Below are 16,830 nucleotides of genomic sequence, written 5' to 3' on the forward strand. Positions count from 1 at the left end.
GTGAAGATCTATCCGTACAAGCGACTCAACCGACCGGTGACGCTCAGGGTGACCTCGGTCTCGCTCAGACTGTCCGACGGCACCCGCGATCCGCTGGAGACCACCGCCTACTCGACCCAGCAGCAGACCGTGGCGCTCGGTGTCGCGGGTCACGACGACTGGGTGAGCGCCACGATCCGTCTGTCGGCGACCCTGCCGCCCGGCGCGAACGCCTCCGACGCGCCCTGGTCCGATCTACAGGTCCTCGCCGTACTGACCGACGGCGAGACCAACATCCGCACCTCGGTGGAACTGGGACGTGACACGGACGACGGTCGAGACTGGTCCGGATCGCTGGAACTGCTCCGTGACGAACACATGGGGCGGGCCTCTCTCGCTGTGCACGCCGTCGCCACGGTGGACGACGTACGCGGTCGAGCCATCGCGGAGACCGACCGGAACTGGGTCATCGACACGGTCTCGGAGGAGCCGACCCGAGGACTGCAACTGGACGTCCAGAAAGCCTCGTTCAAGCGAAGTTCCCGGGAGTGGTTGCACGCGTACGCCGACGCCCCCTGGATCGTCGACGTCTCGGCCCGGGTTCCCACGGTCCTCGTGAACACCGACGTCGAGAGCGTCATGGGCCTGCTGGACAGCAGGGGCTCCGGTGTCGACAGCAAGGTGCGCGACCTCGTGGTGTCCCAGATGGCCACAGATGCCTGGACGGCGGTGTTCCACGGCGCCATCGGCGATCTGGAGGTCGAGCCCGGCGGCGGCCCGGTCTTCCCGACCGATTGGCAGGGCGAGGTGTTGCGGGAGATGCTCCCCGACGTGATCCCCGGAGTGCACGTGGAGGAGGCACTGCGCCAGGTGCATCGACGTCGCACCGGTGACTCGGGCTGGGTGGAGCTGCAGACCCGCATCCACTACGCGGCGGTCCGTCGGGCCGATGCCTCCAAGGCCCTCGCCTACGTCATTCGCAGTCTGGAACAGATGAACCGCGGGAGCGACGCATGATCACCAGACCGAACCACGTACCGGAGCGCTTGGCCCATCTCCCCACACCGGCCGCCGATCCGTTTCTCACGGAGGAACTGCTGAGAGGCGAGCAGGTGCACGGGGGCATCGATCTCGCCAAGGTCGTCGAGCCCCTCGCCGAGGACGACGCCAGGTGGTCGGTCGAACCGATCCGGGGTCTGGTGGAGGACGCCATGTTCGAGTTCAGGGAGGAACGGACCCGAGCGGACGCGTGGCTCGCGCCACGGCTCCACGCCACTTTGCGCCTGACACGGCGGGAAGCGGCGGACAAGCGGCTGTGGAACCACATCGCCCTTGCTGTGGCCCCCGACTATGTCGCCTGGCGCCATCTCTCGGAGCCGACTGCCAAGAGGCCGGAAAGGCGAATCGCTCCAGAGCGTTTTCGGGGTGTCGCCGACCGCCAGTGTTTCTCCCGCCTGTGGTGGGCGGCCGAACTCTTCCGGAACGGGTCGGACTATGAGCCGGTCGAGGCGGCCTGCGGAAACCAGGACCTCATCCACACGGTTCTCCGGATGGAGCTGATCGACCACCGGCCCACCGCCCAGGCCCTGGTCAGGCTCCTGCGGAACGAACAGGTCGCCACGGGCCGAGGGGTCAACGGCCTCAGTACCGCGATCAACGCGGCCGGCGCGACCTTGATCTACGACATCCTGGCGCCGGACGAACCCAGGGACCCTGCCCGTCTGCGGGATTGGATCGCGGAGGCGGGATCGGCACCCCCCGTGGAACGGCACGCGCTCCCCAAAGGGCCCGACGAGGATCCCGTTCCGGAGAAATCCGTCGTCGCGCTCACCGACTACTTCGCCGACCTGTTCGAGACGGCACCGGTCAGGGGTCGGCGAAGCGCGGATCGACCTACTTGACCTTCTTGCGCGGGCGCGAGGAGGGCGGTGGAACCTGGTCCTGCGGGCGCGGGCACCTCTCGGTGCACGCGTCCGCGTCTCCGCAACCGTGGCTTCGCGACTTGGCCCGCTGGTCCTCCGTGGCCGCCTGCCACGGCTTGCGCAGGAGCTGTGTGTCGGGAGTGGGAAGACCGAGCGCGGCGCTAAGCAGGTGCATGCCGAACGCGGGCGGCACGGCGTTGCCGACCTGCTGGGCCTGTGCCGTACCGGACCACGGGTAGTCCGGCGGGAAGCTCTGCAGCATCCCCGCCTCGTTCATGCTGAAGCGCGCGCCCTCGTGGACGACGTTCTCGTCGAGGTGCTCGAAGACCACGAAGCGGGAGATACGACCCGTGACGGTGGCGGCGGGCTGCTGGTCGGTCCGCACCCCGCGGCGCCCGGGAATTCCGGAACTGCCGTAGTTCGAGCGGACAAGGAAGGGAGTGGTTCGCCCGGGATGTGTGCCCACGCGGTCGCGAAGTACCTCCCCCATGGACTTCCACGACGGTAGGTCCTGATCTGCCTTCTTCCCACGACCTCGCGCTTCCGCGTCGTCGAGCGTCGGCTGATGGACCGGGTTCTCGCCCGAGGCGATCCTGCGGTTCCAGGCCTTCGGCTCGTAGGCGCGGTGGGTCGGCGAGGGGAGGGAGGGCTGACCGAGCCCGGCACGTCGAGCGATCAACACGGCGCGGGATCGCGTCTGCGGCACCCCGTACCTCTCGGTGGCGAGAACACCGAACGTGACCTCGTACTTGGTGCCGTCGGGCAGACCCTTGTCCCTCAGCGCCTTGGCATAGTGTTCCCAGACCGGGGCGACCGTGGGTACCTGCTCCAGAACGATCACGTCGTACGGGCGGTTGGCCCGGGCCCGGCTCCTGGTCGCCCGGATGGCGTAACGAAGAGGTTCGAGGACCAGGGCGGTGCGCGGATCGCTGAGCTTCTTCAGATCCTTGTCGATCGCCTCGTCGGGCTCGCCCGCGACCAGTCGGTGGATGTACTGCTTGACTTCCTCCAGGGCTTCGCGGCCCGCGCCGTGCCCGGCCACTGAGTAGGTCTGGCACGGAGGTCCACCGGCGAGCACATTGATCTCCGGCGGAAGCGACTCGAAGGCGTCCCGGCGAACCGCGCTCACGTCGGCATGGAGGGTCTCCAGCCCCGCCGCGTAGCGGGTCAGGCAGGCACTCTTCTCCCATTCGATGCCGAGGCTCGGGATGTCGAGCTCATGCCCGGCGACGTCCAGTCCACCGGGTCCCGCGAAGAGGTCCAGGACAAAGGGTCTGTCGAGGAAGGACTGCTGGGGCACCGTGCTGGTCATGGGGCTGAAGTCTAGCCGGCAGCGAAGATCGTCGAACCACTGTGCAGCGCTTCGGCGACGGCCAGCCCGAGCGCCTTCCCGACGGGGGGTGGCGTCGCGTGTCCGACCTGGCGGTACCGGGCCGTCTTCAGGCCGCTGATCTGCCACGTCGCCGGGAACCCCTGCAACAGGGCGGCCTGTTCGACTGTGAGCTTCACCATATTCTCCCGGCCGAGTTCAGGGTCCCAGACGAAGTCGGGGCCGGGGACTCTGTCACCCACGGTGTGCGCGTTCACGCCCATCGTGGCCCACTTCTTCTTGGTCCTCGTCGGCCCCAGGTCGGCTCCGCCACGGTTCTTCGACCCGCCGACGAGCGTCGGAGCGGGTTGATCGGCTTGATCGGCCCAGCGGGTCGCGTCGGCCCAACCGCGTGCGGCCATGGACGGTCCCAGAGCGGCACCCACCGTCATCGGTTCTCGCGAGGTGGGCGCCGGCGGTCGAAACGCCTCGGCCCACTGCCGCCGGACAGCCACCAGGACGCCGTGCTTCCGGTTCTGCGGTACACCGAAGTCGACGGCGTCCACGACGAACCAACGGAACGCGTATCCCAAGTGATCCAGTTCGATACGGGCGAATTCGCGGAACGCCTCATGGCTGTCCGAGTGGGTGAGTTCGGGGACGTTCTCGATGAGCACAGCCCGTGGTCTGATCGCGTGAACGAGATAGACCGTTGCCTTCAACAGTCGTTCCTCCAGGCCCGAATCCACCCGCCCGGCGGTCGCCGTCGACCTCACCCTGGGCAGACCGGCCGCGAGGAGGTCGACGTCGTGGCTCTCGGGGTGCTCGGCCGGATCGAAATCCAGTAGGTCGGACCGCAGAACGTTCCATCGGGGCCGGTTGGTCCTCAGGGTCGCGACGGCGACCTCGTCGTCGTCCAGAAGGAGACGTGGTGCGAATCCCGCTTGCTCCAGCCCGAGGGCCAAGCCACCGGCTCCGGAGCACACGTCCACGAACGTCAGTCCCGTCACTCTTCACGGCCCTTCGATCGTTCTGCCAGTCGTCGCCGCACGGTCGCGGCCACCCGCGCGGTCACTTCCTCGGGAGTCTCGTGCTCCCAGAACCGCAGCACCACCCACTTCTGCGCGACCAGGTGCTCCGTCGTCTCCCGGTCGCGGGCCATGTTCCGGTCCAGCTTCTCGCGCCACCACTCAGCGTTGGCCTTCGGCCGCGTGGCGTGCTCCGGGCACCCGTGCCAGAAGCATCCGTCGATCAGGACGGCCACTCTGGCCCGGGTGAAGGCCACGTCGATGCGGCGTCGTGCCATGCCCGGCACCGGGTACTCCACGCGGTAGCGCAGGCCCGCCGCGTGCAGCAGCCGCCGCACGGCCAGTTCGGCGTTCGTGTTCTTGCTGGCCTGGCGGGACATGCGCGCCGAGACGGCGGGAGAGGAGGGCCTCACGTTGTCCAATGCTCTCGCGCCTCAAATACGTACGTCGTCCCGGTCGATGACGATCGCATCCTGCCGGCTGGAGTCGATCGTGCGGAACCGGATCAGGGGGCGTTCGGATTCCCCCGACGACATCGGGGCGACGAAGGAGAAGGCCATCACGAGGTCACCGGGATCGATCGTCCCGTCGGAGGCGAGTCGGGGCTCGGACTCGACCACCGGGTAGAGCAGCAGGGCGCCTCGACGCGGGTGGAGGTGCTGCTCGACCGTCGTGTTCCCGGGCGTCTCCACGGTGCCCGCGACGCGCAGGGCGGCGGCGCGATGTTTCGGCTCACTGACCGCGCCGAAGAGCGAACCACGCCTGCGGGTACGGCGGGCCGGGGTGAACGGTCCGTGCCCCAGGATGCGAGCCTCCACGCGCCTGACGGAGGTCTGCAGAGGAGTGATCACGAGCCAGTCGTCGATCGTCGGTCGCCGTCCCGTGCCCAGCAGGAACTCCAGGTGCGGCGAGAACTGGCTCGGGAGCGACCAGCGCAGGTCGCACAGCACCTTCGTCAGCGTCTCGTGCGAGACCGTCCCCACGCGTGCCTCGTACTCGGGGCCGTCGCCGACCGACAGACGTACCGGGTCCTGCCCCAGCGCGGCGAGCACGGGCTCCCAGCACTCGGTGTTGTGGGCCAAACCCTGCGGGGTGTCGGGGTAGGCGGTCGGCTCCACCCAGGTCCCCGGCGACCGCACCTCCACCAGCTCGGCGTTGAACATCTTGTTCCGGGCCGACGGCTTCACCCACGGCAGGTGCTGGGCCACCAGGGGCGGGATCTGGGCCGGCGTGACCTGGGGGCGGCCGTCCACCAGGGGGGCGTAGCGGGCCAGTTCGGCGCGGAAGAGTTCCTCGTCGCGGCAGATCGCCTCGAAGGCCTCGTACAGGTCGACGGTCTTGGCGTTGCGCCCGCGGCCGAGGGTCTCCTCGCGGCCGATGTAGAGCCGCACCAGGTCCCGGTACCCGGGGCGGAAGCCGAACCAGCGGCCCATCTGCATCAGGGTGTCGGCCTGCTGGGTCGTCCGGCGGTAGTACGTGATCGTCAGGCCCTCGACGGTGAAGCCGCGGGACAGCTTGGTGCCGCCGACGAGGATCTTCCACACGTTCGGGGTGCGGTCGAAGTCGAGGTCGGGCTGGGCGTAGTCGCGCTCGCTCTCGCCGTTGACGACGATGACGGGCGTGCCGCCCTGGTTGATGAGGCGACGCGCCCCATGGACGTACGGCCTCAGGTCCTCGTACGTCGCGGGGGTGGGCAGGGAGCCGTCCGCGTAGGTGTGGAAGTCCTTCTCGAAGAGGGACGCCAGGCGTGCGTGGCCCTCGGGGCCGGTGTACGCGGCGTTGTTCCACATGGTGTTGATGCGCTGCGCGAGCACCGCGTGTTCGGCCATGCGGACGGATTCGTGCACGAGCATCGTGTGGTGCCGGAACGGGTCGGAGGGAACGTCGTGCTCCGCGCGGTAGAGCTTCAGCGCCCCGGTGAGGACGAAGGCGTCCAGGGCCTCCTGGAGGCGGTCACCCGTGGACTCCGACCCCATGCCGGGGTCGCCCGTGCAGTCGCAGATGCCCCGGACGTGTTTCCGCTCGGCCTCGCCCTCCTCTCCGTCGACGGAGTCCAGGTCGTGGAAGTCCTGAACGCCCATGTAGTCCTTGGGCCGGGGGAGGGAGATCAGGAAGTCGCGCGGGAAGAGGTCCTCGTCGTCGCCCGGGTCGACGAACACGTTGGCGAACGGGGTCGCGGTGTAGCCGACGTACTGGGCGCGGGGCAGCAGCTTGAGGAGCTTGCTGATCTGGCCGTTGATCGCGGTGCGGGTGACCTTGCCGTCCTCCCACTTCTTCGGGTCCGTGGTGTTCACCGAGGCCTGGTCCGACTCGTCGTCGATGATCAGGGCCGGTATCTCACCGAGGATCGGACCCATCTTCTTGAGGTCCTTGACCAGTTTCTCCAGCACCGACTTGTTCTTCTTCACGACCATGACGCGCGCGCGTGCCGCGTGCAGGTTCGCCGGGTCGTGCAGAGGCCGGGTGCGGTCGGGCTTCTCGAACTCCAGCGCGCTGATGCCGCGTTCGAGAGACATGTAGTCGCGGTCGCGCGAGGTCAGACGCTCGATGTCGAACGCGCCGAGGAGGGAGGGGCGGGCACCGAACGAGACGAACTTCGCCGGCCAGTCCTCGTCGTCCTGGTAGTCGATGCCGACCAGGGCGTCCGGGTCGTTCGGGTCGGCGGCGCCCAGGATGTTCTCCTGGCCGATCAGTTCCATGTCGAGCCGGCGCTGGGTCTGGCCGCGCAGCAGGTTCAGGGTGCCGCCGAGCACGATGACCAGCCGGTAGCCGGCGTCGATGGCCTTGGCCGTGACCCCGGTGAAGTTGGCTGTCTTGCCGGACTGCACGTAGCCGACGACCAGTCCGCGGGCGCCGTAGGGGTCGTCACGGGTGGGGTCGGCGAGCCGCTCCACGACCGCGTGGGCGGCCTCGTCCAGACCGCAGACGGCTGCGTCCCCCCAGCCCTTGCGGCGCAACAGACGCTCGTACGACGTCCAGTAGAAGGAGCGGTTCGCCGCCTGTTCCCGGGTGTACCAGGGCTGGAACTCGCGGCTGATGGTGACAGGACCGGGTTCGGTGTGGACCGGAACGGCCGCGTCGAACGCCTTGCGGAGATCCGCGTCCAGCGCGAGCTTGTCGTAGACCTCGGCGCGCCGCTCGGGGGTGCGTGCCGTCGTGGCCGACCACGAGGGGGTCTGCTCGAAATCCCAGGCGGTGAGCTTGCGGCGCCAGACGGCGAGCAGGTCGTCTCCGGGGGCCGCGGCCAGGATGCGCTCGTGGAAACCTGCCACGTCTGTGTCCGCCGGCTCCTCGGCGTCGTCGGCGAGCGCGAAGGCGAGCTTCGCGAAATGCTTGGGGCCGCGCCGGCTCATCGCGTCGAGCACCTCGCCGTGGAGGTCGGTGAGGTGGTCGGCGGCGGGCGCGTTCTCGGCGGTCACGGTGGTCGGGAGGCCTCTCTGGTGTACGGGAAGATGCGGGGAGAGCGGTGGACTAGTCCTCGGCGCGGGCGAGTTCGGCCCGTACCGCGGTGACGAGCACGCTGTTCCACAGGGCGACCTTGTCGGTCTGATTGGCCCAGACCCGTTCCTTCTGGAAGATTTCGTTGAGCATCAGGTAGAGAAGGCTCTTGAGAACCGGAGCGTCGTTGGAACCTCCGCGCCGACCGCCGTTGAAAGCCTGCCGGTAGTCCCTGTTGAGGACGACCAGGCGTTCCTTGTGGTCGATCGTGAAGACGAGTTCAGCGGGGTCGACGCCGGCCGGCACGTCGAGTCTGGTCCAGATGAAGGTGATGGGGTCGACGCCCTCCAGCTGGGGCAGTTCGTCCCGCAGGGTCCGCTTCAGCTTGGGGTCGATGCCCTTGCCGGGCGGGATGACGGCCATGCGCTTGACCTCGGTGCGGCGCTTGGCGGCTTCGCGGTAGGCCGTCTCCGCGTCACGGACGTAGTCGGTGAACGTGTGGCCGGTGTCGGGGTTCGCCGCCTTCTCCAGACCGCGGGCGAACGCCGGGGTGACCTGGACACCGTCCTTCTTGACGGTCAGCGAGAAAACGTCGTTGGGCTCGGACGGCAGATCCAGGGCGATCCTGGCGAGGGCGAGGTGACTCTCCGGGCTGCGGGTGTCGTTCCAGCCGCCCGCCTGCACGAGTCGGTCGTTGCGGTAGAGATAGAAGCCCTGGCGCTCGGCGAGCGGGCCGATGCCGCGGTAGGCGACCAGTGGCGACTTGGGCGGCCATATGTGCGCGGTGAGCGAGACGTCTCCGAGGCCTTCGACAGGCGCGGTGTACGTACGGGGATAGCCGGGGCTGCCCGGGACCCGGTACCCGAACGGGTCGATGGGCTCGACGCTGCGGTGGTCCAGCTCCTCCCGGGTGTGGACGTCCTCGACGACGATGTCTATGTGGAAGCCGTCGCGGGCGAGGAAGCGGTGGAGGTAGAGACCGAGGTGGGTCTCGAGACGTTCGATCGCGTCGTTGAGGTAGCGGTCGGTCTGACCGGCGGTGATGGTCTCGAACGGACGGACCTGGTCCCAGCGCACGATCGTGCCGTGCCAGTCGATGATCCCGTCGTAGCGGTCGACCAGGTCCTGACAGTACGTCGCGTCGACGATGTCGCAGGTGAAGTCGGCCCGCGCACGGGCGGTGAGCCAGCGGCGGCCGGTCGACGGGCTGCGCTTCGTCCGGCTGATGACGGTGAGCGCGTCGGCGTGCGAGAGGGAGGCGGCCTTCAGCCCGGCGCCGAAGTGCCCGAGAGCCCCGACGGCGTATTTCTCGCGCCCGCCGACGGTCATCGCCGTGTCCAGGCCCGCCTCGTCCATGCCGTGGCCGTCGTCGATGACGAGCAGGCCGACGAGGCGGTCCCGTCCGCCGCGCTCACCCGTGTCCCGCAGGAAGCTCACGACGACGTCGCGGGCTCCGGCGTCGATCGAGTTGTCGATCAGGTCGGCGATGGCCGCTTCGAAGCCGTAGCCCTGGTGCGCGAGTGATTCGAACGACCTGGCCGCCGGGGGGAGTCGCTTGCTCCCGCTCGTGGGTACGTCGAACTGCCAGTCGGAAGACGGCTGGTAGGGCGGCATACGTGGTCCTCGCGCGCAGGGACACGTCCGGGAGGGGTGCGGGCGTGCCGGGTTCAGCAGGTCGGGTGTGACGTTAGCGTGAACGAGTTGTGAAGGAGTAACGGGGCCGACACGAATACGCGTGCGGCCCCCGGAGGCGTTCCAGGGACCGCGTTCCAAGGGGTGTGGCGTGCCGGTCTCAAGCGTCCTGCGCCCCGTGGCACTCGCCGTAGGAGATGCCCGATCCGCACCAGCACTCGCTCGTCCGCTGCGGCGGCCATGCCACCGCCAGGCCGCGGGCCGCGAGGGTCGTCGCGTACTGGGGGAGCAGGGTCGTGTCCGAGGGGGACGAGGCCTCCGAGGCGGCGAAGGCTTCGTAGGAGGGGACCGTGGCGGTGACGATGCCGAGGTTCGGGGTGCCGGAGCCGGCCAGTTCGCGCAGGGACGCCTCTATCGTCGCGAGGTGCTCGTCGTGCGACGGGTACTCGGCGGTGAGGTCCGGGTACGCGGTGGTCAGTTCCGTGAGTTCGGGGGCCGACCAGTGCAGGACCGCCACCGGGAAGGGGCGCGACAGGGCCTCGCGGTAGGTGCCCAGTTCGGCCTGGAGACGGCTGATCTCGGCCTGGAGTTCCGCCGGGTTGTCCGAGCCGAGGGACCAGACGCGCTTCGGGTCGTGGAGTTCGTCCAGGGAGATCGGGGATGAGTGGAGGGTGTCGGCCAGGGCGTCCCACTCGTCGTGCGCCGCGCCCAGCATGCGGCGCACCCGGTGACGGCCGAAGAGGAGGGGGAGCGTGGAGTAGGGGGGTTCCGGTACGTCCGTCAGGAGCAGGACCGTTCCCTGCGTGAAGGTGTCCTGTGCCGCTTCCAGCTCGTCGTGCGACTCCAGGGCCTCCGCCACGATCACCCAGGGAGCCGGGTCGCGGGGCGCCGCCGCCCGGACTCCGTCGATGATCGCGCGGGCCTCGGCCTCGTGGTCGTACTCCCACAGGTTCGACGCCTTGAGGGCGCGGACGAGATAGGGCTTCTCCAGCGGAGTGTCCGAGGCGAGAAGGCGGTCGTAGAGGGTGGAGGCGCCGGGGCGGTCGCCGGCCAGTTCGAGGTGAGCCGCGGCCTGCAGGAGCAGGTGCTCGGCGTCCTCCGGGTACAGGCCGGCGGTCCGCTCCAGGCGAGCCGCTTCGGCGGTGTGGTCGACGTTCTCGGCAGGCGTGTCGGGGCGCATGGGGGACACCGTACTGCCGCCGGGCCGCCAAGGAGAGAGACCTGCTGGCCAGAGACGCGGGAGTCCCCGATGGCATATTTCACGTTGCGTTCGACGCTTCGACGCTTCGACGCTTCGACGCTTCGACGCTTCGACGCTTCGACGCTTCGACGCTTCGACGCTTCGACGCTTCGACGCGTCGCCCGGCCGGCGGTCGGCCGCCCGCGGCCGGGGCCACGGGCGTCCGCACCGCCGAGGCCCTCAGCCCCGCCTCACGCCACGACCCCGTCCACCTGCAGCGTCTGGACCGCCCCCGCCGCGAACGGCACCGCCAGGGACTTGCCGCTGAGGTAGGTGTCCGAGCGGGCGGTGTAGAGGTCGCCGCCGCCGGACGTCAGGGTGTTCCAGCGGGGGACCAGGCCGTTCGTGCCGCCGGAGACCGTCGTGAAGCGGGAGAGGTCGAAGGTCAGCGTCTGGGCCGACGTCGCCTTGTTGGCGGCGACGATCACCAGGCGCTTCGCCGTCGCGTCGTACGCCGCCACCGCGTAGTCCACGCCCGTGGCCACGATCGTCATGCCCGGGCGGATGTGGCGGCTGAACTGGGCCATCACATAGAGCTTCGTCTCGACCGCGCCGGCGGTCAGGGTGCTCGCGTCGTACTTGACCATGCCCCAGCCCGCGGTGGGGTCCATCACCTGCCAGTAGACCCAGGCGGTCGGATGCAGCCAGCGGAAGTCGAGGAGGAGGTTGCTCGCCAGGGTCAGGCCGGTGCCGTCTCCGTCGCCGTACTCGGAGTTCCACAGCGCCTTGCCGGACGACGTCACGGCATCCGTGTAGAGAAGGTCCCGGCGGCCGCCCGAGCCCTGGTAGCCGTGCACGTTGACCCGGTTGACCAGGGCCTTGGCCGTCGAGCTGAAGGAGCTCCATGTCGTACGGGCCAGGTCGTAGCTCGTCTCGTCCGACGCGGAGATCCTGGTGGACGTGAGGCCCCGCTTGTCCAGCTCGCTGCGAAGGTAGGGGAGGACGGCCGCCTGGACGGACGCGTCCATGTGGCAGCCCTCCTGGGTGCCGGTGGACGTCCACCAGTTGGAGGCGGGCTCGTTGAACGCCTCCACGGTGGCGAAGTTCACGCCCCAGTTCGACTTCGCGTAGAGGGCGACCGCCGCGAGGTGGGAGGCGTGCTGGCGGTAGTTCCAGGACTGGAGGTTGTTGCCGCCCCCGGACGCGCCCGAGGGGTTGTGGTTCAGACACATCCACCACATCGGGGAGTTGGCGAACAGCTCACTCGTCGCGCCGCGCGCCGTCGCCTTGGTGAGGGCGGCGCGCTGGGTGGCGTCCGCCGTCCACTTCCAGGCCGACGACGTCGGGTCCTCGTTGTTCCAGTCCTGCCAGTAGCCCTCGATCTGCTTGAAGGAGGGGATGTTGGCGGAGGCCGTCATGCTCTCGCCGCCCACGGTGTTCCAGCCGCACGCGCCGAGGTTGTAGCGGGCGATGGTCATGCCCAGGCCGGGGCGTGAAGCGCCGTTGTACGTGGTCGACTTGGTGGTGAAGAAGAGGTCGGCGAAGTCGTCGCGGGCGCCGAAGACATTGGCCCACCACGCCAGGGAGGTACCCCATCCCTCCCATTTCCCGTACGTCGTCGCCGGGTTGACGGCGATCGTCGCGTCCGCGCGGGCCGTGCCTGTCGCCAGGGCGCCGCCGAGGACCGTACCGCCCGTGGCGGCCAGAAGTGTTCTGCGTCGGATCATGGCTGGCTTCTCCGTCCGTCTCGACGCAACTCGCTTGCCGTGTGGCGGAGTTGGCCGTCTCTGTCGACTCGACTTCGAACTCGGTCGCCGGGGCGCTCCCGTCGGCGCTTGCCCGTCCCGGTGATGCCATCAGGAAGCATCGGGTGTGGCGCCTGAGGTTGTCGAGGGTTGTGACAGCCCTTTCTAAAACCGATGGAGGAAGCCTCGGCGGGGGCGCGCCGAAGGGCGCCGGAGGAGTGCCGGTCCGGACAAGGGCCGCGCGGGGCTGGAGAGTTGGCGGGCCTGCGCCTATCGTGCGCCCGGCGAAGGGGGCGTACGGATGCGGGCTCCGGGGGTCGTGCACCACGGCACGCGGCGACGGCGGGCCGCGTACCGGCGCGTGGTCTGGAGCGGCGCCGAGGTGCTCGTCACCGTCGGAGTGGTGCTGCTCCTCCTGGTCGCGCACCAGCTCTGGTGGACCAACCGGCAGGCGCGGCACGGTGCCGAGCGCAAGGTGCAGGCGCTGGAGCGGGAGTGGGGGACCCCGGCGCCCGGGAGTGCCGGCCCCGATGCGGGCGCCGCCTCCGGTGCCGGGGGGACCGGGGAGGGTGGGCCCGACGACGGGGGGAGCGGCGCCGGACGGTCGGCGGGGCGGCACTCCTCGTCGGGGCCCGGGAGCGGCACCGGCGGTCCGGAGCGCCCCCGTTGGTCGCAGGCCTACGCCGTCCTCGGCATTCCGCGGCTCTCCCTGCGGGTACCGGTCGCGGAGGGCGTGAGCAAGGCGGGCGTCCTCAACAAGGGCTACGTCGGCCACTACAAGGGCACCCAGCAGCCGGGGCAGGCAGGGAACTTCGCGCTCGCCGGGCACCGGAACACGCACGGGGAGCCGTTCCGGTACCTGCCGAGGCTCCGGCGCGGTGACACGATCACCGTCGAGACGAGGACCGCCGTCTACACGTACACCGTCGACCGGACGCTTCCGCGGACCTCCGCGCGGGACGTCGGGGTGATCCGCCCGGTGCCGCGCAGCACCGTCCGGCCGTCGTACGGGTACAGCCGGCCCGGGTACTACATCACGCTCACCACGTGCACCCCCGAGTACACCTCCCGGTACCGCATGGCGGTGTGGGGGAAGCTCACCTCCATGCGGCCCCGGTGACGATCGGGGTTCACGCCCGGTCCCGCAGGACCAGGACGCTCGCCGCGGCCGGTGCGGCGAGGCCCGCCGAGACGGCGATCGCGATGTCCGCGCCGTGCGCCGGTCCGCCGGTGGAGGTGACCAGGGCGGTCGTTAGGACGCGACCCCGGCGCACGAACCGATTTGACATGCTCCTCGCCCTGAAGGGCGAGGATTCCGGCCTTCCTCGACTGGTTGCCGTACCGCTACGCGGCACGGTTCCCGGTCGGGAATCCGTGGCTTCCTGTTTCTTCGCGCTGTGCCGGGATTGCTCCTGGTCTTATCGGCGCTCCGCAGGCCGATGCCGCCAGTCCGGCGGCCGTCTTCACGTTGATCGCGGCGTTGGTGTCCCGGTCGTGGTGGGTGCCGCAGGCGGTGCAGGTCCATTCCCGCACGTTCAGGGGTTTGGGTCCGTCCTTGACCCCGCACGTGGAGCAGACCTGGCTCGTCGGTTCGAACCGGCCGATCTTGATCAGGGTGCGCCCGTACCGGGCCGCCTTGTACTCCAGCATGCCGATGAACTGTGCCCAGCCCGCGCCATACACGCTCTTGGCCAGCCTGGTGCGCGCCAGTCCCTTGACTGCCAGGTCCTCCACGCCGATCGCTTGGTTCTCGCGGATCAGCTTCGTGGAGAGCTGGTGGTGGAACTCACGGCGGGCATCGGCCACCCTCGCATGGGCGCGGGCGACCTTCAGGCGGGCCTTGGCGCGGTTCTTGCTTCCCTTCTGTTTGCGGGACAGCTCCTTTTGGATCTTCTTCAGTTTCTTCTCCGCCCGGCGCAGGAACCGCGGGGAGTTGATCTTCGTGCCGTCGGAGAGGACCGCGAAGTGGGTTAGGCCGAGGTCGATGCCGACCGTCTGATGGGTGTCGGACATCCGGGCGGCGTCGACAGCCGGGTCGGTGTCGATGACGAAGGAGGCGAAGTACCGTCCCGCGCTGTCCTTGATCACGGTGACTGAGGTGGGGTGGTGGGCAGGGTGCGGGACCATTTCACCTTCACCGCGCCGATCTTCGGCAGGTTCAGCCGTCCGCCGGCGGTGATGTTCCAGCGGGCATTGGTGGTGAACCGGATCGACTGCCGGGTGTCCTTGCGGGACTTGAAGCGGGGCGCACCCAGCCTGGGACCCTTGCGGGTGCCCTTGAGGGAGGCGAAAAAGTTGCGGTAGGCAGCCTCGGCATCGCGCAGGGACTGCTGGAGCACCACCGCGGAGACCTCGCCCAGCCAGGACCGTTCCGCTGTCCGCTTGGCCTGGGTGATCAGGCGCGTGGACGGCTGGCCAGCCGTCGGGAACGGCTGCTGGGCCTTGCGGGCGTCCTCACGGGCACGCACCGCGTCGTTGAACACAACACGTGCGCACCCGAACGCCTTCGCCAGCGCCGTGCACTGACCGAGTCCGGGTACAGCCTGAAGGCGTACCGGAGCCGCATGACGATCACATTAGGCAAGTCGAACCCGCATCGTCACCGGGAACATGTGAGCGACCCGTCACCGTCATGAAGCGGGGTCCGGCTCCGCCGGAACGCCACTGCGACGCTCCGTGTCGCGACCACAGGATTCGCTTCACCCCGGCCTGAAGGCCGGAGCACTGCGAATGATTACCGGTAGCGGAAGGCCTGCTGGGCGCCCGAGTCCATCGCCGCACGGGTCGGTGGCACGGATTCGACGGCCAGCAGCGGCAGCGCGGCGTTGAGCAGGCCGCTGCTTGCCCCACACCCCTGTCGCGCGTAGCCGCCCGCGCAGGGTCGAGAAGGTGTGCACGATCAGTCCCAGGCTGCTCGCGAGGATCGCCGCGTTCGCTGCTCCCTGCGCGACGCGGGTCAGACGGACCCGCGGAAGCCGGTGGCCGCCGAATCCGGCGGGCTGGCCGGGCCGGACTCCCGAAGGTCCGCCAGGTCGGACTTCCGAAGGTCCGCCGGGACGGACCGCGGTCCGGGCGGTGTGGCGGACGCCGCGTCGCTTCCCGGGCGGTCCGCCGAGAAGCATCCTGTATAACGAACGGAGGGACACGCGCGCCGCGTACGAGACACGCGCGCCACGTACGAGAGGAGGAGCGGTCGATGACCCGGACCTGGGCCGACGCCCGCCCCGCCGCCGTACTGCTGCTTCTGCTCCTCGAGGTCGCCCTGCTCGACACGGGCACCCTCACCGCCACCGTCGCGGTCGCCGCGACGGCCGCGGCCGGGTCCGCCTTCGCGGCCTGCTCCCTCATCGTGGCGCGCTGCGCGCCCGTCGTGCCGCCCACCCGGGTCCGTACGGCCATCCGCGACCGCGACCGCCGCACGGCCTTCCTGCCGCAACGCGATCCCGACGCCAGCGGACGGCCGCGCCCCAGGGCACCCGGACACGCCCTCCCGGCGACCGCGTAGGCACCCTTCCCCTCCACCCCCGGTGACCGTTCGCCCGGGGTGGTTCCCCACTCCCGGTGACTCACCCCGAGTGGTGCTCCGTCACGGGTGACCCGCGCGGGTCGTCATGCCGCATTCCGTACTCCCGGCACGACGAGACCCCCGGAGGGCTCACGCATGTCCACGTTCATGTCCGTTTTCGCGCACCTGGTCGAGCACATCGCCGACCTGCTCCAGCCGCTGTTCCACGCCTCGGCGGCCGCCGCGGCGATCGTCCTGTTCACCGCGCTCGTACGACTGCTCGTGCATCCCCTGTCGCGGGCGGCGGCACGCGGACAGCGGGCGCGGGCGGCGCTCCAGCCGCGGATCACCGAGCTGAAGAAGGAGCACGGGAAGGACCGCGAGAAGTTCCAGAAGGCGCTGATGGAGCTGCACGCCGAGGAGAAGGTGTCGCCGCTCTCCGGATGTCTGCCCAGCCTGATCCAGATGCCGGCCTTCTTCCTCCTCTACCACCTGTTCTCCAGCTCGGCGATCGGCGGCGAGGCCAACACCCTCCTCGGGCACAAGCTGTTCGCCGCGCCGCTCGGGGACCGGTGGGCGGACGCGCTCGGCGACGGCGGGCTCTTCGGCCCGGCCGGCCTCGTCTACCTGGTCCTCTTCGCCGTCGTCACGGTCGTGGCCGGTTTCAACTACGTGCGCACGAAGCGGACGGCCGTCGTCGCCGCGCCGGTGGCGGGTGAGGCCGGCGGCGAGCAGGCGGCCGCTCTCGCCTCGGTCGCCAAGATCATGCCGTTCATGTCCTTCTTCACGCTGTTCACCGTGGCCGTGGTGCCGCTGGCTGCCGCGCTGTACGTGGTGACCAGTGCGGCCTGGAGCGCGGTGGAGCGGGCGGTGCTCTACCGGGACATGCCGGGCGCGGTGCCCGCGGCCGCGGCTCTCGCCTGACGGGACCGCGTGCCTGACGGGGCGGCTCGTCCGGCCGGGCCTCGGGAGGGGGGTGCGGCGACCGGGCTGTGGGAAGGGCATCGCGGCCGGCTGCGGAAGGGCGCCGGTCGGTCCAGTCCGTGAACGGGGTCTTGCGGACTGGACCGTGAGCTTGGAGGATCGCACGGT

General features: G+C 69.7%; 13 protein-coding genes and 1 pseudogene. 5 read left to right on the plus strand and 9 right to left on the minus strand.

Features of this window, described 5'->3' with window-relative positions; genetic code table 11:
* Both ACF07B_RS00760 and ACF07B_RS00765 read left to right on the plus strand, forming a co-directional pair.
* Positions 1-996, plus strand: coding sequence for a hypothetical protein (locus tag ACF07B_RS00760; protein ID WP_369481533.1), 996 nt, complete (start codon positions 1-3; stop codon positions 994-996).
* Positions 993-1,880, plus strand: a complete 888-nt coding sequence (locus tag ACF07B_RS00765) for a DUF6339 family protein (RefSeq protein ID WP_392177274.1) — start codon at positions 993-995, stop codon at positions 1,878-1,880. The genes ACF07B_RS00760 and ACF07B_RS00765 overlap by 4 nt, the downstream gene beginning before the upstream one ends.
* Here ACF07B_RS00765 and ACF07B_RS00770 read toward each other — a convergent pair.
* The 7 genes from ACF07B_RS00770 to ACF07B_RS00800 form a co-directional block, all read right to left on the minus strand.
* Positions 1,873-3,213 (minus strand): DNA cytosine methyltransferase, encoded by a 1,341-nt coding sequence (locus ACF07B_RS00770; RefSeq protein ID WP_392177275.1) that lies wholly within the window; start codon positions 3,211-3,213, stop codon positions 1,873-1,875. The two genes, ACF07B_RS00765 and ACF07B_RS00770, sit on opposite strands and share 8 nt — an antisense overlap.
* Positions 3,214-3,224: 11 nt before the next feature.
* Positions 3,225-4,220 (minus strand): DNA cytosine methyltransferase, encoded by a 996-nt coding sequence (locus ACF07B_RS00775; RefSeq protein WP_392177276.1) that lies wholly within the window; start codon positions 4,218-4,220, stop codon positions 3,225-3,227.
* A complete protein-coding gene (locus ACF07B_RS00780) occupies positions 4,217-4,618 on the minus strand; it encodes a very short patch repair endonuclease (protein ID WP_392177933.1) in 402 nt (133 codons plus the stop codon). Before ACF07B_RS00780 ends, ACF07B_RS00775 begins: the two co-directional genes overlap by 4 nt.
* Before the next feature lie 54 nt (positions 4,619-4,672).
* On the minus strand, positions 4,673-7,591 hold the full coding sequence (locus ACF07B_RS00785) for a Z1 domain-containing protein (RefSeq protein WP_392177934.1): 2,919 nt from the start codon (positions 7,589-7,591) through the stop codon (positions 4,673-4,675).
* A gap of 118 nt (positions 7,592-7,709) precedes the next feature.
* Positions 7,710-9,290 carry an ATP-binding protein gene (locus ACF07B_RS00790; RefSeq protein ID WP_392177277.1) on the minus strand — a complete coding sequence of 527 codons (1,581 nt, stop codon included), beginning with the start codon at positions 9,288-9,290 and terminating at the stop codon, positions 7,710-7,712.
* 178 nt (positions 9,291-9,468) lie between these two features.
* Positions 9,469-10,488 (minus strand): SEC-C domain-containing protein, encoded by a 1,020-nt coding sequence (locus ACF07B_RS00795; RefSeq protein WP_362389792.1) that lies wholly within the window; start codon positions 10,486-10,488, stop codon positions 9,469-9,471.
* Positions 10,489-10,739: 251 nt separating this feature from the next.
* The gene (locus ACF07B_RS00800; protein WP_392177278.1) at positions 10,740-12,215 is read right to left on the minus strand and encodes a beta-1,6-galactanase; all 1,476 of its coding nucleotides are present in this window, start codon (positions 12,213-12,215) and stop codon (positions 10,740-10,742) included.
* Between the two features lie 319 nt (positions 12,216-12,534).
* Here ACF07B_RS00800 and ACF07B_RS00805 point away from each other — a divergent pair, with 319 nt between their 5' ends.
* A complete protein-coding gene (locus tag ACF07B_RS00805; RefSeq protein ID WP_392177279.1) occupies positions 12,535-13,353 on the plus strand; it encodes a class E sortase in 819 nt (272 codons plus the stop codon).
* A gap of 10 nt (positions 13,354-13,363) precedes the next feature.
* Here the strand turns inward: ACF07B_RS00805 and ACF07B_RS00810 are convergent, their stop codons facing one another.
* Positions 13,364-13,522, minus strand: coding sequence for a hypothetical protein (locus ACF07B_RS00810; RefSeq protein WP_392177280.1), 159 nt, complete (start codon positions 13,520-13,522; stop codon positions 13,364-13,366).
* Positions 13,523-13,577: 55 nt separating this feature from the next.
* A pseudogene (locus tag ACF07B_RS00815) lies at positions 13,578-14,799 on the minus strand (RNA-guided endonuclease InsQ/TnpB family protein).
* Between the two features lie 630 nt (positions 14,800-15,429).
* Between ACF07B_RS00815 and ACF07B_RS00820 the strand changes: the two are divergent.
* Both ACF07B_RS00820 and ACF07B_RS00825 read left to right on the plus strand, forming a co-directional pair.
* Positions 15,430-15,738 carry a DUF6412 domain-containing protein gene (locus ACF07B_RS00820; protein WP_329299877.1) on the plus strand — a complete coding sequence of 103 codons (309 nt, stop codon included), beginning with the start codon at positions 15,430-15,432 and terminating at the stop codon, positions 15,736-15,738.
* Positions 15,739-15,906: 168 nt separating this feature from the next.
* Positions 15,907-16,662 (plus strand): YidC/Oxa1 family membrane protein insertase, encoded by a 756-nt coding sequence (locus tag ACF07B_RS00825; RefSeq protein WP_392177935.1) that lies wholly within the window; start codon positions 15,907-15,909, stop codon positions 16,660-16,662.
* Positions 16,663-16,830: the final 168 nt, after the last annotated feature.

This window comes from Streptomyces sp. NPDC015532, from assembly GCF_043078065.1.
In the GTDB taxonomy this organism is placed as follows: Bacteria; Actinomycetota; Actinomycetes; order Streptomycetales; family Streptomycetaceae; genus Streptomyces.